This window comes from Cytobacillus spongiae, from assembly GCF_021390075.1.
Window position 1 is genome coordinate 3,939,695 of the sequence record NZ_CP089997.1, and the last position, 19,752, is coordinate 3,959,446.

General features: G+C 39.7%; 21 protein-coding genes. 13 read left to right on the forward strand and 8 right to left on the reverse strand.

Annotated elements, in window-relative coordinates; genetic code table 11:
• The first annotated feature begins 10 nt into the window (after nucleotides 1-10).
• Together bshB2 and LS684_RS19740 are read left to right on the forward strand one after the other, a co-directional pair.
• A complete protein-coding gene (gene bshB2 / locus LS684_RS19735; RefSeq protein ID WP_233808692.1) occupies nucleotides 11-676 on the forward strand; it encodes a bacillithiol biosynthesis deacetylase BshB2 in 666 nt (221 codons plus the stop codon).
• 13 nt (nucleotides 677-689) lie between these two features.
• Nucleotides 690-1,070, forward strand: a complete 381-nt coding sequence (locus tag LS684_RS19740; protein ID WP_233808694.1) for a rhodanese-like domain-containing protein — start codon at nucleotides 690-692, stop codon at nucleotides 1,068-1,070.
• 323 nt (nucleotides 1,071-1,393) lie between these two features.
• Here LS684_RS19740 and LS684_RS19745 read toward each other — a convergent pair whose 3' ends face one another.
• Together LS684_RS19745 and LS684_RS19750 are read right to left on the reverse strand one after the other, a co-directional pair.
• On the reverse strand, nucleotides 1,394-1,831 hold the full coding sequence (locus LS684_RS19745) for an SRPBCC family protein (protein WP_233808695.1): 438 nt from the start codon (nucleotides 1,829-1,831) through the stop codon (nucleotides 1,394-1,396).
• 79 nt (nucleotides 1,832-1,910) lie between these two features.
• Nucleotides 1,911-2,639 carry a Crp/Fnr family transcriptional regulator gene (locus LS684_RS19750; protein WP_233808696.1) on the reverse strand — a complete coding sequence of 243 codons (729 nt, stop codon included), beginning with the start codon at nucleotides 2,637-2,639 and terminating at the stop codon, nucleotides 1,911-1,913.
• A 222-nt stretch (nucleotides 2,640-2,861) separates the two neighbouring features.
• On the opposite strand from LS684_RS19750, the gene LS684_RS19755 reads away from it, so the two are divergent.
• From LS684_RS19755 to LS684_RS19765, 3 genes are all read left to right on the forward strand, one after another.
• A complete protein-coding gene (locus tag LS684_RS19755) occupies nucleotides 2,862-3,590 on the forward strand; it encodes an ABC transporter ATP-binding protein (protein WP_233808697.1) in 729 nt (242 codons plus the stop codon).
• Nucleotides 3,580-4,611 carry an ABC transporter permease gene (locus LS684_RS19760; RefSeq protein ID WP_233808698.1) on the forward strand — a complete coding sequence of 344 codons (1,032 nt, stop codon included), beginning with the start codon at nucleotides 3,580-3,582 and terminating at the stop codon, nucleotides 4,609-4,611. The genes LS684_RS19755 and LS684_RS19760 overlap by 11 nt, the downstream gene beginning before the upstream one ends.
• A 73-nt stretch (nucleotides 4,612-4,684) precedes the next feature.
• Nucleotides 4,685-5,335, forward strand: coding sequence for a TetR/AcrR family transcriptional regulator (locus tag LS684_RS19765; protein ID WP_233808699.1), 651 nt, complete (start codon nucleotides 4,685-4,687; stop codon nucleotides 5,333-5,335).
• 184 nt (nucleotides 5,336-5,519) lie between these two features.
• Here LS684_RS19765 and LS684_RS19770 read toward each other — a convergent pair whose 3' ends face one another.
• Together LS684_RS19770 and LS684_RS19775 are read right to left on the reverse strand one after the other, a co-directional pair.
• The gene (locus LS684_RS19770; protein ID WP_233808700.1) at nucleotides 5,520-6,380 is read right to left on the reverse strand and encodes an HAD family hydrolase; all 861 of its coding nucleotides are present in this window, start codon (nucleotides 6,378-6,380) and stop codon (nucleotides 5,520-5,522) included.
• Between the two features lie 24 nt (nucleotides 6,381-6,404).
• Nucleotides 6,405-7,073, reverse strand: coding sequence for a DNA alkylation repair protein (locus LS684_RS19775; protein ID WP_233808702.1), 669 nt, complete (start codon nucleotides 7,071-7,073; stop codon nucleotides 6,405-6,407).
• Between the two features lie 162 nt (nucleotides 7,074-7,235).
• Between LS684_RS19775 and LS684_RS19780 the strand changes: the two genes are divergently transcribed.
• The 6 genes from LS684_RS19780 (at nucleotide 7,236) to LS684_RS19805 (ending at nucleotide 13,177) form a co-directional block, all read left to right on the forward strand.
• Nucleotides 7,236-7,832 carry a TetR/AcrR family transcriptional regulator gene (locus tag LS684_RS19780; RefSeq protein ID WP_233808703.1) on the forward strand — a complete coding sequence of 199 codons (597 nt, stop codon included), beginning with the start codon at nucleotides 7,236-7,238 and terminating at the stop codon, nucleotides 7,830-7,832.
• Nucleotides 7,825-8,682 (forward strand): ABC transporter ATP-binding protein, encoded by an 858-nt coding sequence (locus LS684_RS19785; RefSeq protein WP_233808704.1) that lies wholly within the window; start codon nucleotides 7,825-7,827, stop codon nucleotides 8,680-8,682. Before LS684_RS19780 ends, LS684_RS19785 begins: the two co-directional genes overlap by 8 nt.
• The gene (locus LS684_RS19790; protein ID WP_233808705.1) at nucleotides 8,679-9,377 is read left to right on the forward strand and encodes a fluoroquinolone export ABC transporter permease subunit; all 699 of its coding nucleotides are present in this window, start codon (nucleotides 8,679-8,681) and stop codon (nucleotides 9,375-9,377) included. Before LS684_RS19785 ends, LS684_RS19790 begins: the two co-directional genes overlap by 4 nt.
• Nucleotides 9,367-10,101 carry a hypothetical protein gene (locus LS684_RS19795; RefSeq protein ID WP_489886016.1) on the forward strand — a complete coding sequence of 245 codons (735 nt, stop codon included), beginning with the start codon at nucleotides 9,367-9,369 and terminating at the stop codon, nucleotides 10,099-10,101. Before LS684_RS19790 ends, LS684_RS19795 begins: the two co-directional genes overlap by 11 nt.
• Before the next feature lie 251 nt (nucleotides 10,102-10,352).
• The gene (locus tag LS684_RS19800; protein ID WP_233808707.1) at nucleotides 10,353-11,669 is read left to right on the forward strand and encodes a short-chain fatty acid transporter; all 1,317 of its coding nucleotides are present in this window, start codon (nucleotides 10,353-10,355) and stop codon (nucleotides 11,667-11,669) included.
• Nucleotides 11,670-11,827: 158 nt separating this feature from the next.
• Nucleotides 11,828-13,177, forward strand: a complete 1,350-nt coding sequence (locus LS684_RS19805; protein WP_432418837.1) for a YjiH family protein — start codon at nucleotides 11,828-11,830, stop codon at nucleotides 13,175-13,177.
• Nucleotides 13,178-13,471: 294 nt separating this feature from the next.
• On the opposite strand, the gene LS684_RS19810 is transcribed toward LS684_RS19805, so the two are convergent.
• Both LS684_RS19810 and LS684_RS19815 read right to left on the reverse strand, forming a co-directional pair.
• Nucleotides 13,472-13,942: a hypothetical protein gene (locus LS684_RS19810; protein ID WP_432418785.1), complete on the reverse strand. Its 471-nt coding sequence runs from the start codon at nucleotides 13,940-13,942 to the stop codon at nucleotides 13,472-13,474.
• 28 nt (nucleotides 13,943-13,970) lie between these two features.
• Nucleotides 13,971-15,083 (reverse strand): PRK06851 family protein, encoded by a 1,113-nt coding sequence (locus LS684_RS19815; RefSeq protein WP_233808710.1) that lies wholly within the window; start codon nucleotides 15,081-15,083, stop codon nucleotides 13,971-13,973.
• 222 nt (nucleotides 15,084-15,305) lie between these two features.
• Between LS684_RS19815 and LS684_RS19820 the strand changes: the two genes are divergently transcribed.
• Both LS684_RS19820 and LS684_RS19825 read left to right on the forward strand, forming a co-directional pair.
• Nucleotides 15,306-15,872 carry a TetR/AcrR family transcriptional regulator gene (locus LS684_RS19820; protein ID WP_233808712.1) on the forward strand — a complete coding sequence of 189 codons (567 nt, stop codon included), beginning with the start codon at nucleotides 15,306-15,308 and terminating at the stop codon, nucleotides 15,870-15,872.
• 11 nt (nucleotides 15,873-15,883) lie between these two features.
• Nucleotides 15,884-16,966 carry a DUF418 domain-containing protein gene (locus tag LS684_RS19825; RefSeq protein WP_233808714.1) on the forward strand — a complete coding sequence of 361 codons (1,083 nt, stop codon included), beginning with the start codon at nucleotides 15,884-15,886 and terminating at the stop codon, nucleotides 16,964-16,966.
• Nucleotides 16,967-17,187: 221 nt separating this feature from the next.
• On the opposite strand, the gene ybaK is transcribed toward LS684_RS19825, so the two are convergent.
• Nucleotides 17,188-17,667, reverse strand: a complete 480-nt coding sequence (gene ybaK, locus LS684_RS19830; RefSeq protein WP_233808716.1) for a Cys-tRNA(Pro) deacylase — start codon at nucleotides 17,665-17,667, stop codon at nucleotides 17,188-17,190.
• A gap of 91 nt (nucleotides 17,668-17,758) precedes the next feature.
• A complete protein-coding gene (locus LS684_RS19835) occupies nucleotides 17,759-19,729 on the reverse strand; it encodes a beta-propeller fold lactonase family protein (RefSeq protein WP_233808717.1) in 1,971 nt (656 codons plus the stop codon).
• Nucleotides 19,730-19,752 lie beyond the last annotated feature (23 nt).

Genomic DNA, 19,752 nt, shown 5'->3' on the forward strand with positions numbered 1-19,752 from the left:
GAGTCACATCATGCAATCAGAACGACACGTATTAGTAATTTTCCCCCATCCTGATGATGAAGCATTTGGTGTTTCTGGAACCATCGCCAAGCATATTAGTAATGGGACACCCGTTACATATGCCTGTTTAACACTTGGTGAAATGGGTCGTAATATGGGAAATCCCCCGTTCGCAACAAGAGAATCATTGCCGAAGATTCGTAAAGCCGAGCTTGAAGAAGCTGCCAAGGTCCTTGGTATCCAAGATTTGCGCATGCTTGGCTATAGAGATAAAACGATTGAATTTGAAGAGGAGGATCTCTTAACTACACACCTTCTATCTATCATTCGTGAAGTGAATCCTTCGTTAATCATTACCTTCTATCCTGGCTATGCCGTTCATCCAGACCATGATGCAACAGGTGCTGCTGTTGTAAGAGCGGTCAAACAGCTTCCAGCTGACCAGCGACCAACGCTTCACTGTGTTGCTTTTTCGAATAACTGTGTTCAAGAGCTAGGGGGACCTGATGTTATCAATTACGTAAAAGACGTTGCGGCAATTAAAATTGCTGCGATTAAAGCTCACCGTTCGCAAACACAATTAATGGCAGCTGATATGGAAGAAAAGTTGAAAAATAAGGACCAGAAAATGATGGATTGGGTGTATCAGGAGCGTTTTTGGACCTACCCATTATAAGGAGCGAGGAATTGTGAGGAAGCTACATTTACTTTTCAGTCTGTTTCTACTAGTATCCATCGGATTGATTGGTTGCAGTGAATCATCTGAGGCCTCTTTTGAAAATATTCAAACAGAAGATGCAAAGGCACTCATCGATGAGCAAAAGATTCAAATCTTAGATGTTCGTTCACAAGAAGAATATGATTCTGGACATATTCCGAATGCCGAGCTCATTCCACTTCCAGAGCTAACGGAGCGATTATCGGAGCTTGACCAAAGCACTACTTACTTAGTGGTTTGCCGAAGTGGCAATCGGTCTAGTCAAGCAAGCCAAATCCTAATCGACAATGGATTTGGATCGGTTTATAATTTGGAAAATGGGATGAATGAGTGGGCGTATGAAATTGAATAAAGAGACTGGGACGTACCTATATGACTCCTTCTCAAAGACGAACAATGACTTTTAATATATTTAGGTTGTAAAACAAGTTCGTTCCACCTGCGCTGCAGACTCTCGCTTTCCGCGGGGAGGAATCTGAGCCTCCTCGCTGCGCTTTGGTGTCTCAGCCTTTCCTCTATTTCCCTTAGGAGGAGTCGAGTGTCGTCTCCTCCATTCCACCATTTTTTAAAATTTGTTTTCCGAACAAACAAAAATACCCGAACTAGTAAAAGGAGATAGCTCCCTATAGTTCGGATATACCATTGACTGAAATACTTATGTCCCAGCCTCTTTTATTATTTCTTTTCAAGGTCGTCTTTCACATAACGGAGCTGGTTCCCGTCCTCGCTCTTTAAGATATTCACGAGAAACCGCTTTGTTAATTTCATCATGAACCCTTTTGTTTCAACAGTCGCTTGGAATTGAACCTGAGTCCCTTCCTCGATCGCATCAAAATCATATCGATATAACACAACTAATCCGTTTGTTATACTTTTTGTCGTATAGGTCTTTTCTTTTTCAAACTCAATAAATTCAACTTCTGCATTGACCTCTCTCCCGCGAACTCTTCTCGTTTCAACATACGTTGAGCCCTTTTCAATCGTCCCACCTGTCGTAAGCTCTGCGTGTACCACATTTGGCATGATTTCGGGCATGTTTTGTAAATTCGTCATATAGTCAAACACTTCATGAATTGGTTTATGAATGATTACACTTGATTGAAAGTCTGCCATTCTTCCTACCCCTATTTCAATAATTTAATTATATCTATTATATCGAATTGAGGGGATAATGGACAGAGCTGACACTCTTCTATAATGTTGGGTGGAATAAGGAACAAAACTGGCACCAATCGACGATAACAATCTTTCTTCCTTGAACTTCAATAATTCCGTCTTTCTTTAGTTTAGAAAATACACGGCTAACACTCTCTCTGGACGTCCCAATTAACGTAGCAAATTCCTGGACGGTTATCGGTAGTTCTATATGCATAGCATGGCAGCGAGGGGCACCAAAGCGATCGGATAGCTTTTTTAACTGCTTTAATGTTTTTGTATACACATCTAACAAGGCAATGTCACGAATCATTGAGGTCATATCTCTTAACGATTCACTCATATACCCTATGATTGATACGGCTAGCTCAGGAGAATATAACAATTCCTGCTCTAAATCTGCCGTGCTCAAGTAATAGAGTTCTCCTGCTTGTAATCCAGTGGCAGTTGCAGGATAGCATGCTCCATCATGACTAAAAAGTGCTGCCTCTGCAAAAATCTCTCCTTTTTTCTTTATACATACAATCACTTCATTTCCATGTTCATCCTGTTTTGTCAGCTTTACAATGCCTGATGATACAAAAAATACCCCTTGAGCTTCTTCAAATTCTGAAATCATTTGCTCCCCTTTTTTGAAAGGCCTCTTCACAATCCGCTTATCAATAAGCTGAAGAGACTCTTTAGGAACATGCTGAAATAAATCTATTTTCCCCAAAAATTCTTCAACATTTGGTTGGTTGCTAATCGTTTGATCTTGTACTGACATAAGAGCCCACCTATCCCCTATCATTTTATTATCCCCATTCTAACGAACTGACTCCAATCAGCATGTGATTTACCTCACAATTTTTCCCTTTACTGAAGGCAATTCCCATGTTGTTTTATCAATTTATCAACAATGAGTGATTACTCACTTTACAAAAGGGTAATTTTGGTTTACTCTATAAATGAGTAATTACTCACTTTATAAACCAAAGGAGTGTCAAACATGAGTAGCATTGTTTCCATTCGAAATGTTTCCAAGGCGTTTGGGAAGCAAGTCGTGTTAAACGAAATAAGCTTAGATATTGGAAATGGAGAAATATTTGGCTTGCTAGGGCCTTCTGGAGCTGGGAAAACAACCCTTGTGAAACAATTGGTGGGACTGGACCTCCCCTCTAGCGGTGAAAATTACATTTTCAACGAAAAGATGCCCTCGCTAAAGCTAATTGAACGTATTGGCTATATGGCTCAATCAGATGCCCTCTATACTGAGCTTTCAGCGAACGAAAATTTAGAGTTTTTCGCTTCCTTGTATGGATTAAAAGGAAAAGAACGAAAAAAACGAATTGACGATGCGATGGAACTTGTCGAGCTAAAGGACCACCTTCATAAACTTGTAAGCAATTATTCTGGAGGGATGAAGAGACGACTTTCTCTCGCGATTGCCCTACTTCATGAGCCAGAGCTCCTAATATTAGATGAACCGACTGTTGGAATTGACCCTGTCCTCCGAAAAACGATTTGGGAAGGCTTTTCCGAGATAAAGAATAAAGGCACTTCTATTATCGTTACTACACATGTCATGGATGAAGCGGAAAAATGTGACCGACTGGGAATGATTCGGGATGGAAAATTAATAGCAGTTGGTACTCCAGATGAATTAAAAACAAACACAAAGTCAAGCAATATTGAAGAAGCATTCCTTGTATATGGAGGTGTAAAAAATGAGGGTTAGTGCATTAGTTATTCGGATCCTCCGTCAAATTATTCGAGATAAACGAACAATGGGATTAATGATTTTTGCTCCTATTCTCGTATTATCAATGCTCCATCTAGTATTTAATGGAAATGACTACGTGCCAAAGGTGGGGCTTGTCCATCTACCGGAACAAGTAGAGAATCAATTAATTTTGGAAGGCGCTGAAATAACAACCTATGATGACGTTGAAGCAGCCGAAGAGGATTTAACAGATCGTGCAACAGATGGTTATATTTTGTTTGATGGGATGACACCATCTATTGTGTTAGAGGGGAGTGACCCTTCTGTAAATGGGGCAACAATGAAATGGATTCAAGAGACACTTCAACCTCTACAACAAGGACAGGGGGCTGCAAAGGAATTAGATATTCAGTTCCTCCATGGCTCTTCTGAAATGGGGCAATTTGATTATTTCGGCCCTGTATTACTTGGATTTTTCATCTTTTTCTTTGTCTTTTTAATCGCCGGCGTTTCATTCTTAAGAGAACGTACAACAGGAACACTTGAACGACTATTATCGAGTCCACTCAAACGCTGGGAAATTGTAATTGGCTATGTTCTTGGATTTGGAATCTTTACTATGATTCAAGCGACCATCATCGCTTGGTATTCCATCTATGTACTTGGTATGCTAATGGAAGGTTCATTTATTTATGTATTAGTTATCACGTTATTATTGTCACTTACCGCTCTAACACTTGGAATTCTACTATCTGCGTTTGCCCAAAATGAGCTACAAATGATTCAATTCATCCCAATTGTAGTTATTCCGCAAATATTCTTTTCAGGCTTATTTAATCTAGATACTATTTCTGAGTGGTTAAGCTGGATTGGACCGTTTACCCCACTTTATTATGCAGCAGAAGCACTTCGAAATGTGATGGTCCGAGGCTATGGATGGAACGATATTTATCTAGACCTTGCCATGATGGCAGGCTTCTCACTTTTATTTATGGTCTTAAATATTCTTATTTTAAAAAGATACCGAAAAATCTAGATTCACTTGCTTTGCGATGATTAAATGGTTTGCTATTATGGAACTAATGAGTAGCCGTATAAAGGAGCAAAACATGTCGTACGAAGAAAAATATTTTGAAGAATTATTTGAACAAAGTAATGATTTTACGGAAAAGCAGAAAAAAATAATGATTGCAGCTATAGAATCTTTTTCAGAAAAAGGCTATGCAGCGACTTCTACGAGTGAGATTGCTAAGAAAGCGGGTGTCGCAGAGGGAACTATATTCCGGCATTACAAAACGAAAAAGGACTTATTATTGTCTATTGTAGCCCCGGTAATGGCAAAACTAATTGCCCCGTTTGTCATTAAAGATTTATATAAGGTGCTTAATCATGATTACGATCAGTTTGAAGATTTTCTAAGAGCGATGATTAAGAATCGAACGGAATTTCTTAGAAACAACATGCCCTTATTTAAGATTTTACTGCAAGAAATTCCCTTTCAGCCCGAACTGAAGCAACAGTTTCAGGAGCATATCGCCAATAAAGTGTTTGATCGTTTTAAAAAGCTAATCGAACATTATCAAGCGAAGGGAGAAATTATCGACCTTCCATCAGTTGCCATCATTCGGACGACCGCATCCATCGTCTTTGGCTATTTACTTAGCCGCTACCTCCTTTTTCCAGAAGGTGATTGGGACGACGAAAAAGAAATCGAACAAACGATTTCTTTCATTATGAATGGCATTTCTGCTAAAAAATAATAGGAAAGAGGACTTCCGCTGACGAGAAGTCCTCTTTTTTTGTTCGGACGGATGATTCATTTTCGTTCAAAATGAGCAAAAACATCTATTGCTAGTCAAGGGGGTGGAGATCGATCTAGATTATATCAGCGATTTTCATGATATATCAGCGAAATCAGAATTCTATCCGTATTTCAAATGGACCTTACTCTTCTAACGCCTTCATAATTGCTTTTCCAACACCGCTGTCATTGTTTCGTAATGTCACTTCATGACATTGTGCCTTTATGTCCTCAGATGCATTTCCCATCGCAACTGCTCGGCCAACTTTTTGGAACATTGATAGATCATTGTAGTTGTCACCGATAGCCATTGTTTCAGCAAACGTGATGCCTTTTTCGTTAATAAATGCTTCTAGCGCAACACCTTTCTGAGCATATACGCTTGTTAGCTCAATGTTATCATAGCCTGAAGAGCTAACTGCTAGACCATCCATCGTTTTTAAAACTTGTCTTGCATCATCTAACTTTTCCTTATCAAACGAGAATGCTAATAATTTATAAATTTGCTGCTCCTCGATTTCAAATAACGCCTCATAGCTGTCTACTTTATGAACAAAGCCTTTATAATAAAGCTCTTCTGCCTTCTTCCGAATATCCTTCACCTCAACTTCGGGGTTGGCACTTTTGTATATATCGACGATGATGGTTATGCCCATTTCCACATCCTCTGTATATTTCCCTTGGTTCGTATATACCTCAAAGTAAACACCCTTTTCTTTTAACACAGTAGCTGTTTCCTTCGCTTGTTGTTTAGATAGGGCATTTGCTTTCAGGACGTCTCCTTCTACTGACCTTGCTTCTGCTCCATTTACACAAATGATCGGACACACTAGCCCTGCTTCATTCAAAACAAAGCTCGCTTCATGGTAAGAGCGCCCAGTTGCAATGACTACCTCGACTCCCTGTGATTGCGCCTTTTTTATAGCTTGCTTATTCTCTTCCGTCACTTCCTGGTTTGAGTTCAAAAGCGTTCCATCCATATCAATTGCGATACATTTAATCATACCTACACCTTCTCTTTCCATTTGTTATATGTATTTACTACCTTCTCTTATACTCAGCTTCGAAAGCTCATTAGTGGCAATAAAGTCCTTTACCGAATTCGGGTTTGTTTTCGAATACTCTCTTAGTGCCCAGCCAATTGCTTTTTGAATAAAAAACTCCTTGCTCCCTGCATTAAGCTTTATATAATGATAAAGCAGTTGTTCATCGGTTTGGTCTTTGTATTTTAACTGGAAAAGGATAGCGCTACGGCGGAGCCAAAGATTCTCTGAGACTGCCCACTGATTCAACTTTTCAACAATCCATTCAGGATGCTTCTGAACAATCGTCCCCACCTGCTTCTGAGCAAGCATGTCAACTGTGTCCCACCACGACTTTGTTGTAATTAACTTCTCCATAAAAGGTAGTTCTTCCTTGTTCATTTTTGTTACATGTTTATCAAGATAATGTAAAGCTGCATACTGAAATTCTCTTTCTTCCAGCTCCCATAGCCGCCAAACAAATTCACGCTGAAATGGGGTTTTCAATAAGTTAGTTTCACTAAAAAATTGTCTTAAAAGCTCTTTTCGCTCAGGAGTTTTAATACCAAGGAAGGAAAAATGATCCTTCATATATCGTTGCATCGGAATCGCTTGATCCTCCTTACGGTGCTTATCAAAAAGGTGTACTAGCTGTTCTACATCCCGCTCGATCATCTACGCTCCTCCCCATCCTATCTTTTCCACTTCTCTTAAAATATTGACGGAAAAAGTGGTTTTTGTCGAATGATTTGGTTTACCTAAAAAAGTTAGCTGTGATACATTGTATATGAATATAAAAATAAATTATTCATATATTCATAAAAGGAGGATTTTTCAATGAGAGGATTTTCAGCAAGCGAAAAACAACAAATACGCTCAAAATTATTACAAAAGGGCTACGAGCTTTTTTCAGCGCTTGGATTAAAGAAAACAAGCATAAAGGAGCTTACAGAAGCAGTCGGAATTGCACAAGGGTCCTTTTATTTATTTTTCCAATCAAAGGAAGTACTTTACTTTCGGATCCTTGAACAAGAGGAAGAAAAAATAAAAGAGCTTGTGGTAAAGGAGTTGTATTCACCAGTAAATGTAGAACGGTTATCTCATTTTTTAATAAAGGGGATCCAGCTTGTAAGAGCAAACCACTTCATCCGGCGTTTATACTTTGAAGGAGAAATGGAGCTCCTGATCCGAAAGCTTCCAAAAGAAATCGTAGAGTTCCATATTCAGAAAGATCATGACGTCTTAGCTCCCCTATTAGCGTCATTGGGCATGGAAGAAAAGCTAATAAATATCTTCACTCATGCAACACGTGCCTTTTTCTTACTAACTCTTCATGAAAAAGAAATTGGTGAAGAAAATTATGAAGAAACCATTGCGTTTATAGCAAGAGCAATTGCATCTGAAGCATTGAAAGGAGTAGGTTTGGATGATTGAAGTAACAAACTTAAGCTATTCCTATCCGCTGCAACGACAATCAACCATTCATGAGATTAGCTTTTCGATTAATAAAGGGGAAATTTTCGGGTTTTTAGGACCTTCTGGAGCTGGAAAAAGTACTACTCAAAAAATTCTGATTGGACTACTAAAGGGCTACCAAGGCTCCGTAAAGGTACTTGATGAGGAAGTAAGACAGCTAAACGAGGATTATTATGAAAGAATTGGAGTAGCATTTGAGTTCCCTCACTTCTACAGTAAATTTACTGCTTATGAAAATTTGACTCATTTCAGACGTTTATATTCTGGCCCAACAGTAGACCCCCTCGAGCTGCTAGAGACAGTTGGATTATCAGCTGCTCGTGACACAAAGCTATCAGCCTTTTCGAAAGGGATGAAAATGCGCTTGAATTTTTGCCGGGCCTTATTAAACCAACCAGATGTATTATTCCTTGATGAGCCAACCTCTGGATTAGATCCAGTCAATGCGAAGATGATGAAGCAACAGATTCTAGCCTTAAAGGAAGCAGGAAAGACGATTGTCCTTACAACTCATAACATGGCTCTAGCAGAGTCTATATGTGATCGGGTTGCATTTATGGTCGAAGGGAAGATCAGCTTAATTGACTCTCCTAAGCAATTGAAGATTGATCAAGGAAAAAAGACTGTACAAATTGAATATCAGTTAGCGAATGGAAACCTTGGACTAAAGACGTTTTCTCTGACTGGTCTAAAAACAAATGAGGAATTTCTCAATCTATTAGAAAAGGATCAGCTTGTAACCATTCATACACAAGAGGCTACGTTAGAAGACATTTTTATTGATGTAACTGGAAGGAGTTTAGTATGAGGATTGGGACGTTGTTAAAAGTAGATGTTCGATTTCAATATCGGCATTATCTTTACCATGCTTACTTCATTATTAGCATTCTCTATATATTATTGCTGTTATCGATCCCTCCTGATACCAAGGAACAAACTGCCATCTTCCTCCTTTTTTCCGACTGCTCTTTTCTCGGCTCGTTCTTTATTGGAGGAATCATTTTGCTTGAAAAAGACCAAGGAGTATATGACTCCCTGTTTGTGACTCCAGTTCGGACGTCAGAATATATTTGGTCAAAGGTGACAGCACTTGGAATTCTCTCGATTGCAGCAAGCTTGCTTATTTTCATAAGTGTATTTGGAATTTCCCTCAAGCTCTTTCCTTTGCTTGTAGGAGTTGCGTTTAATTCGATTTTTGCAAGCTTACTAGGTTTAATTTTTGCCGTGCGCGTACGTTCTATCAACCAATATTTAATGATATCCCCTTTATTTGTGACCATATTTTTCTTGCCAGTACTCGAGGTTCTCGGGATGATGGAGTTAAAATTCTTCTATCTCCTTCCAGGAAAAGCTGGTCTGTTGTTAATGGAGGGAGCATTTAATTCCCTTACCCCTTATCAATGGATGTATGCCGTTTCTCTTCTTTTCATCTATATACTTGTAGCATACCGTCTAGCCTACAACGCCTTTTATACCCATATCAAATTAAGGATTGGGGGGTAATACTCTGAGGAAAATAGCTGCTTTAATCCTATTCGATTTTAAATATGTATTACGTGATTTTATACTAATGGTTTCCATCAGCGCACCACTATTTCTTGCCATCGCTTTTCGTTTTGGTCTACCAGCAGCCGATCGGTATTTACTTGATGGGATGACTTTTAAGCTAGCAAATTACGAAGTTCTCTTTCCAATTACATTACTGCTTTCCGTGCCTATTATGTTAAGCATGTTTGCTGCTTTTATCATACTAGATGAGCAAGATGAAAACGTATTGACCTATTTAGCTATTACTCCTTTAACGAAAAAGGGCTACTTGATCTATCGTTTAGGAGCACCCGTTTCAATCAGTACGCTTTTAGCGATAGTAGCTCTATTCCTTGCTGGCTATGAATCCATTATTTCACCAGCTCTCGGAGTAGTCATTTTGTTAATTAGCTTTGAGGCACCCCTTGTCGCTTTGTTCATTGCCGGGATAGCGAAAAACAAGGTTGAAGGATTAGCTATAGCAAAAGTAGCTAGCATCCTGTTATTAACTCCTTTTTTCTATTATTTCGTAGAAGGCTCTTGGAAATATCTTTTCGGAATCATTCCTCCTTTTTGGATTGTGGCTGCCTACGATGCAGCACTTGCAAATCATTGGAATGAGCTTCTGTACTTTTCAATCCTATCCATCGTTAGCCACTTGTTTTTCATTCATCTTTTATTGAAAAGATTTTTGGGATAGACGTCGACACGTTTATCCTTTTTTAATTACCTATTATCCTCACCATCTAAAGAAACAAAGATAAATGATGGGGCTAGCTGACATGGCTGTCTAGTTCATTCATTGCATGACATAACCCAAGAGTCCATCCTTTTAATTCAGCTTTCAAAGCTTACGAATAAAAAATTTAGACAAGGTATTAATATTTTTAAAATTTTCGGAATAGAAGTAAAATGTAAGGGTTTTCATATTTTATAAAGGAGGAGACAGCTATGAAGACATTGGTTTCTTTTTTTAACCGGCTGATGCAACGTTATTTGCCGGATCCGTTCTTATTTGTCGTACTCTTAACCTTTGTTGTGTATGCTCTTGGACTTCTATTTACAGATAGTGGACCATACGAAATGGTTCAATTTTGGGGAAATGGCTTTTGGAGCCTGTTAACCTTTTCCATGCAGATGGTGCTTGTCCTCGTGACAGGACATGTACTTGCTAGTAGCTCCATCTTTAAAAAAGGGCTAGGATCGCTAGCCAATTTTGCCAAGACGCCTGGGCAAGCCATAATAATTGTCACTATTATTTCCATGCTTGCGAGCTTAATTAACTGGGGATTTGGACTAGTTATTGGCGCCTTATTTGCAAAGGAGCTAGCTAGAAAGGTGAAAGGGGTTGACTATCGACTTCTAATTGCTAGTGCATACTCTGGCTTCATTGTGTGGCATGGAGGCATTTCAGGCTCCATCCCCTTAACTATTGCTACGGAAGGTCATTTCTCTGAAAGCATGATTGGCCTTATTTCAACTGACCAAACTATTTTTGCTCCATTTAATTTAGCGATTGTCTTAGCCATCCTTATCACTCTTCCACTTATCAATCGCTTTATGATGCCTAGTAAGGAAGAAACGGTTACTGTAGACCCTAAACTACTAACGGAAAGCGATCCTGAAGAAGGAAAATCGGCAGTTCACACCCCAGCAGAAAAGCTGGAAAACAGCCGAATTGTTTCGCTCGTTATTGGTGTACTCGGATTAGTGTTTCTTTTCTACTACTTTATGACAAATGGTTTCAAGCTTAATCTAGATATTGTGAACTTCCTATTCTTATTCCTTGGGATTCTATTTCATGGCACACCGAAGAAGTTCCTCGACGCAGTTGTTCATGCCGTAAAAGGTGCCAGCGGGATCATTGTCCAATTTCCGTTCTATGCCGGTATTATGGGAATGATGACGGCATCTGGGCTGGCTGCTGTTATGTCAGAAGGGTTTGTATCCATTTCGAATGAATTTACCTTCCCATTCTTCACATTTATCAGTGCAGGAATTGTCAATTTCTTCGTTCCTTCAGGTGGTGGGCAATGGGCTGTTCAAGCTCCTGTCATGCTAGAGGCTGCCCAAGCATTAGATGTTTCGGCTGCCAAGACCGCGATGGCAGTTGCGTGGGGAGACGCTTGGACGAATCTCATCCAACCATTCTGGGCCTTACCTGCATTAGCTATTGCTGGTCTAAAAGCAAAAGACATTATGGGCTTCTGTGTTCTAACCCTCTTAATAACTGGAGTTATTATCTCACTTGGACTGGTTTTCATATAGGATTTTTTGGGAAAGGCTACTTAGTGGTAGCCTTTTTTTGTTTGATGACAATCTGAATTTTTGAAAATTTATCAATGTGGTTGGCAAGGCTGTACATATGCATTAAAATAAACAGTGTTTTATAAATATGTAACTGGAGTGAATAAATATTGAACCACATAGATAACAGCATTTACACATATTCCCGAATTCTAAAGTTCCTGCTCCCTTCCTTAGTAGGAATTGGCTTCTTCATGATCCCAATTTCATACAATGGAGAAATCACCATACCGATTGCCATCCTATCTGGTTGGGTCGGAGGAAAGCTAAGCTCAATTTTACCTGAAATTATGACCTTTATCATCGTCATTACATTTTTAGGCACTCTTATTGTGAAAATATTCAAGCCAGCTCGGATAAATACCAGCCCATTTTTTAATAGTTTATTAAATGTTCCCCTTGTATGGTTCATCGCTCGTGGATTAGGTGCCCTTTTTGCAATATTAACCTTATTTCAAGTCGGCCCTGAATGGATTTGGTCTGAAGCTACAGGCGGTCTGCTTTTAAATTCTCTATTGCCTATTCTTTTTTCTGTATTTTTGTTTGCAGGATTATTTTTACCCCTTTTATTAAATTTTGGATTGCTAGAATTGTTTGGTGCATTGCTAACGAAAGTCATGCGTCCCCTATTTAAGCTTCCAGGTCGCTCTTCAATCGATTGTGTAGCGAGCTGGCTTGGGGATGGAACTATTGGGGTACTATTAACAAGTAAGCAATACGAAGAAGGCTATTATACAAAAAAAGAAGCAGCTATCATTGGCACCACATTTTCAGTCGTATCTATTACATTTAGCTTAGTTGTTATTTCACAGGTAGGTTTAGGCGACCTATTTGTTCCATTCTATATTACGGTTACGATTGCTGGCTTTGTGGCTGCTGTAATCTGCCCACGTATCCCTCCCTTATCTCGTAAACCGGATACGTATTATATTGATAATGGAAATGCATCCGTCGAAGATATTCCTGAAGGCTATACTCCGTTTCGCTGGGGATTGCAGCAAGCTGTAGAAAAGGCAAGCACAAATACGAGTGTTAAAGACTTCTTCCAGCAAGGTGGAAAAAATATCTTAGATATGTGGATGGGGGTTGCGCCTATTGTCATGGCACTAGGAACCCTTGCATTAATCGTAGCCGAGTTTACTCCTGTATTTAAGGTTATTGGAATGCCATTTATTCCATTGTTAGAACTAATGCAAGTACCTGAGGCAAAAGCCGCGGCCGAAACATTAATCGTTGGTTTTGCTGATATGTTCCTCCCATCTGTAATTGGAGCAGGAATTGAAAGTGAAATGACTCGGTTTATTGTAGCTTGTGCGTCTGTTACGCAGTTGATCTACATGTCTGAAGTAGGCGGGTTGTTATTAGGTTCAAAGATTCCCGTCTCTATTAAAGACTTAATCCTTATTTTCTTACAAAGAACCCTAATTACATTACCAGTTATCGTGTTAGCTGCTCATATTATCTTTTAAATCTAAAAATTGAGCTTCGAAATTTTGATTCCGAGCGAAAACAAGATACGTACGAGCGAAATGTTGTTGAATGCGAGCGATATCTTGTCGAATGCGAGCGAAAATCGAAAAAAACGAGCGAAAATCGAAAAAAACGAGCGAAAACGGAGGATGATGGAGCGAACGCTCAAAAAAGGAGCGTTCGCTCATAAAGGGGCTACGCTCATAAAGGGGCTACGCTCGAAAGTAAGGCTTCTCTCAAAAAAAAGCAGCTTTCCACTCGAAGTAATGTGGTAGCTGCTTTTTTCATTTTTATTAAAACCCACTACAACGGAACGAGCTTATACGGCTTAAGTCTGTTCCATAATACACCCAGCGTCTTTGACTACGTCTCCAGCGATAGCCTGCCACGGATGTTCTTCCAACATAGGTTGGGTAAAACCAGAAGCTACGACCGTTTTCTAACCATACATACGTATTACGATACAAGCAGCCTCTAATAGCTCCAGGATCTACTGCATATAAGGATGGTGATTGCTGCTGTTGCTGTGGTACAAATGATGGAGGTGGTGCTGTAGGTGCTCCCCCTAAGTCTGGTCCCTGTCCGCCACCTGGGTAGCCTCCTCCTGGGTAACCTCCTCCTGGTGGAGTGCCTGGTGGTGAAGGTGGGAAGCCAGGGCCTCCTCCTGGTGTACCTCCTGGAAAGCCTGGAAAGCCTCCAATTGGAAAAATGGAAAATTGTCTAGCCTGTTGAGAGTTAACAAATGGATGATAGTTTTGATTCACTTTCGTGTTCCCCTTTCAATTGGTCAATTTACCCCTTTAAATAAGAGGCTTCTTCTGTTAACTGATTCATTTCTGCGTGAATCGCTTCCTTTTTTTCGTTTACAACCTGAAAGTCCATTGCCGCCACATAGATTTGCTCTAATTCGTCGTGAAGGGCTTTTGCTCTTGCTAAATAAGTGGTTGCTTCTGTCATCTTCTCTTTATATTTCTTTGCGAAAACCTTAATTTCTTTTTCATAAATTTCATCTGTCCCTGGGGAAATGATTTTTTCATACATATCAATAATTTCATCCCCATCTCTGCTTGGAAAATATTCATGCGGAGCTGTGCTATCGAAAATAGCAAGGCCTAACTCACGCACAATTAACATATCTAAGCTATGAGGATCAAAACCACAGTGGAATACCTCAAGATCAAAGCCTCTCTTTTCTGCTTCAGCCACTAGTTTTTTTAGCATCGTTGATTTTCCAGATCCTGGGCGTCCTTTGATAAAATAACGTTTCGCAATCCCCTCTGTTAGATTCGGTACAAAGTCAACTGCCCCTTTAGGTGTTGCAGCTCCGAGGAAACGATGGCGGACATCTGCTTTTTTATTCAATGCCATATGTCCGAAAAACTCAGAAATGAGCTGATTTGTCAGTTCATTTGCTTTGGCAAAGTCGATATTATCTATATAAATTTTCTCCCAATCATCATGAATCTTTAGAGCTTCTGCAAACGTTCGATAGGCTTTTTCAAACGAATCACTTATTTTTGTTGTCAACGCATGAATCTCTTCCTTGTTTTCTCTTAACGCAGCTGCATCCCAAGCTTCACCTAAGTTCACATACTCTTCAACCGCACCTGGAAGCTTCGGTTCAATTACATGTGGGGCTGTTCCATCCACGATCCCTACTCCTATGGAACGAATAATCACCCCATCAATTGACTCATTATCAGAAGAACAATGTAAGTATTCAATGTCCCAACCTTTCTTGACCCATTCACTTCCAATTTCTTTCATCAATGACGATTTTCCTGTACCCGGACCACCTTTTAAGATGAATAATCGTTTGAGACCTTCTAAGTTTGAATCGTATAAGCTGTAGAAGCCTCTAGCTGTATTACCCCCAGCAAAATAGTTCTTTATTCTACCTGCCACTCTAACACTTCCTTCCGAATCATCTCGGGATTGCACGTTCCTTACAACATATGCAGAAGCTCAGGCGTGGGTGAATGCCTACTGAAAAAATTACTGATCGCACGGGTTTACATAAAGTTGGTATTCAATACAAAGTACAAAGTAGGTTGATGTCCCTTGACTGGAAAAAAAATGAACGGTAGTATTTACTTACCGGTAAGTAAATACAGAAAGGACGTCCATATGGCTGATACATACGAAAAAATTATTGATACTGCTTATAGACTTTTCGCTGAAAATGGATTTGAGAAAACCTCCATGTCCGCTATTGCGAAGGAAATGGGAATTTCTAAGCCTGCTATTTATTACTACTTTCCTTCAAAGGAACAGCTAATTCATACCCTTTTTCACTATTTGATTGCAGAAATACAGTTTTCAACATTTTTTAACCGAGGGGAATATACGAAGGAGAATTTTGCCGAGAAGTTAATTGAAGATGGGAGCCGGATGATTTCACAACAAGCTGCCGACCCATTTTACGAGAAAATCATGAATGAATATTATGTACTTAGTACGAGAAACACTGACTATCAGCGTCAGTTGACTCAAGTACTTAATGACTTTCTAAATGGCTTTGTCAGCTTATTAGAATCAGCTTCACATTTTGAACTCATTGAAAGCAAGGATATCGAAACAAAAGCACAGTTTCTTACTCTCATAGTAGATGGACTAGATAAATACTCAGAGAAAAACTATAACTTTAACACGCTAGCTATTTGGGAGTTTGCTGTAAATAGTCTATTCAAATAGAGGTGAGCTTAATGGGGAAACGTACAAAAAGGATTGTAGGCTTTGATTTAGCCAGAGCTTTAGCAATCTTAGGGATGGTCATTGTCAATTATAAATTATCGATGAAAGCAGAGGGAGCTGGTCCAGAATGGCTAGTTGCCTTCACAGGAGCCTTTGAAGGAAGAGCTTCTGCTATCTTTGTGTTGTTAGCAGGGATTGGTATATCGTTAATGACTAGGCAAGCAAGAATGTCTCTATTAAAAGACACCATTCGGAAAAATCAAATAACCATTTGGAAACGGTCAGTATTTCTGCTCGGATTAGGATTGGGGCTCTCCCTTTTAGGCTGGGATGCTGATATTCTTCATTACTATGCAGTTTATCTGTTAATTGCATCATTTTTTATAAGTGCATCTAACAAAATCCTATTAACTTCTACTTTGACTTTGTTAGTCTCTTCACAGATTTTCCAGTTATTATTCGACTATACAAAAGGCTGGGACACATCCTTTCAGTCGTACGAAACCTTTTGGACGGTTAACGGGTTTATCAGCAATCTATTATTTAACGGTTACCATCCTATTTTTCCATGGGTTTGCTTTTTCTTATTTGGAATGTGGTTCGGTAGACTAGATTTTAACAATAAAAAGCTACGAATAAATATGCTCATCATCTCCATTGTAGGTGCTACCATATTTGAGGCTACATCCTACTTACTTATTCAGGTAACAAGTACATCTTTAGGACTTGAAATCGCACAATACCTCTTTTCTACAAAGCCTATGCCTCCTAATATGTTCTATATGTTGGCTAGTACGAGCACAGCCCTTATCGTTATCCTACTCTGTGTTTATCTCTCAGAGACTCTTAAAAATGGCGCGATTACGAAAGCATTCGTTTACACAGGGCAAATGGCACTCACTCATTATGTGGGGCACTTCTTACTTCTCTTCGTCTTTCATCTGGCTGGCCAGCTAGACAAATCCAGCAGCTTATTCTTTTCTACGATTTGCGCGTTTAGCTTCTTTTTCTTTGCAATGATATTTTCTATCGTTTGGAAAAAATTCTTTGAGAGAGGACCTATCGAACTTGTCATGCGAAAAATTAGTGGATAAGTTAAAGAAAACCCTATAACAAAAGCTTAGTTCACCTTGGTTAGGTTAGGGCAAGTAAGACCATGTAGAATAGAAGGCACTCTTTTTCCTTCCATTCTACATGGTCTTTTGACCTAGAGGGGCTAGGTGGTTGGGCTGGATGTAGAATGCTTTTCAACAATTGATATGTTTAATACTTCCTTAAGCAACAAAAATAGACCCTTACTACCGTTAAGGGTCTATCAGTCCTTAATCAGATCTGTAATAACAGCGTTCGTCACCTGTTGTAAGCTTTCAACAGCTAAGACCATTTGCAAACCAATCTTGCCGCCGCTTACGATTATCGTTGGAATGGTATTAGCAGTCTCATCTAGAAATGTAGGATATTCCTTTTTCATTCCAACAGGGGAGCAGCCACCGCGAATATAGCCCGTATGCTTCTGAATATCCTTAACAGGAATCATCTCCACCTTCTTCTCACCAGCCGCTTTTGCTGCCTTTTTCATATCTAACTCAGCTTCTACGGGAATGATAAAAACAAAGATTGCTTTACTTGTTCCTTGAGCCACCAATGTTTTGAAAACCTCTTCTACAGGTTTACCTATCTTTTTCGCAACTGACACCCCGTCAATTTGGCCATCGGTGCTTTCGTACGTTAGCATCTCATAGTCTACTTTCTGCCCATCTAGAATTCTCATTGCATTTGTTTTCCCTTTTGCCACCAATGAACGCCACCTTCCACTAAATCTTTTGGCTTTATCATACCAAAAAAAGTGCTCGGATGTTCATGCACATCCAAGCACTTTCTCTAAACTATTCTATAGAACGAACGTATTCAGCAATTTTCGTAATCTCCCCTTGACTTAATGCTGAAACCTCATCCGATCGATGACGACCAATCGCATCTTCAATTGTTTTCGCACTTCCATCATGGAAATAAGGAGCAGTTGCCCACACCCCACGCAATGTAGGGGTATCAAATAGCTTGCCATTTCGCGGGTTTGTCATTCCTGCTCGAGCATCTCCTTCTGAAGGTTTGTCCGTCTCATTCACCGTTCCAATATCGTATAAAAAGGTTGTGTTATCTGTTGTTAAATTTCCTTTCTCATCAACTGCTTTCTCACTGTCAGTGAACTGTGAACCACCATGACAGGTTATACAGCTGCCTTTTCCTTCGAATAGCTCTTTTCCTTCTAGGGCGAAGCTTGTTAGCTCTCCATTTTCTCGAAACGGACTTTTGGGTGGTGGAAATGAGCTTGGCTCATCTAAGAAGGCAAAAATCGCATCATACATATGCTCTACATCGGCAGGAAGCGGCTTTCCAGGATCATAATCCATCATACCTCCCATTTCCCCTTGTACAGTTAAAATATAATCTGTGAAATCATCTCGGCTTCCATCCCACATAAATAGTCCGGTTTTCGTCGTCACAACATTACTCGGAACGTTTCGTTGTCCCTTAGGAGTCATCAAGGTTAGTCCGTTAATATCTCCATCTGAATGACATGACGCACAGCTCATCCAGTTATTTCCGGTGATATCTGCAGCAAACTCCTCACTGTTTCCACTGTAAAACATCGTTTTACCTTCTCGTACTAATGGAGAAAGAGGATCTATTGAGATGAGCGGTAAGGGAACACCTGCCATTTTGGCTCTCGCATAGGCACTTTCACCACCCGATTCTATCCTTGCCAGATCATGGCTCATTGCATTATGAATAAAAATGGTCTCTCCATCATTTGATATGACGATTCCCCGAGGGTTATTCCCACTAATTCTTCGTAGTATTTGAGTTGCATTCCCTCCCCTATTCAAATCAAATACCACAAGGTCCTCACTACCTGACATCACTACATAGGCCTTGCTTCCATCTGGGTGAAACGCCACATCATAGGGGTTCGACACAATCATTGTATTGTTTTGGCTATCAGATATGTTTATTTCTTCAAATAGTTCTTTTCTCTCATTAACGATTTCTTCTTCTTTTTCAAGATCGATGACCGATACCGCAGGAAAAATGGTCTCTTCAAATTGAATCGGTGTATCAATATTTGTTAATAAGTGAGGAATCCAAGCCTTTTTTCCATCTGGACTAATGACAAGCTGCTCCAGTGTGTTCGGAATTCCTTGGCTTTTCTTTGGGTCCTTTACATTCGGAGACTCTGCTAGCTGTATGACATTAGTGACTTCATTTTTCCCGGTATCGATTACACTAATCGAGCCTTCTAAATAATGCGGGACATAAAGCTTTTCACCATTTGCGGCGATCGTAACTGTCCTTGGGCGATCGCCAAGTGGGATTTCATCTACTACTTTACGATCCTTTAAATCAATGATGGATAGAGTACCTGATCGATAGTTTGCTACATATAATTGATCCCCATCCTGACTAGTTACCAGCCCATAAGGCTCAATACCAACCTTAATCGAATCTACTACCTTCTTTTTTTCAAGGGAAATCACATCTACTTGATCATCAAACATGCAGGAAACATAGAGGTATTGCTCATCTGGACTTAAGGCCAGCTGTCTTGGTTCTTTTCCAACTTCAATTTCTGTGATTACCTTATTCGCCTCTCTATCAATAACTGTGACTGTATTCACATCCATATTAGCAGAATAGAGGATTTTTCCCTCTTCATTCTGGATGATATTGTTGCTGTTTACTGCATGATTCCGTTGAATATCTTCTTTTCCTACTACGTTCATAGTGTTTTCTTCCTTACAACCAACTAACGCCCCTATGGATAGGAGCGTTAACAGGAAGAGGGTTGCCTTTTTCATAAAAATTCACCTCTCTTATGTAA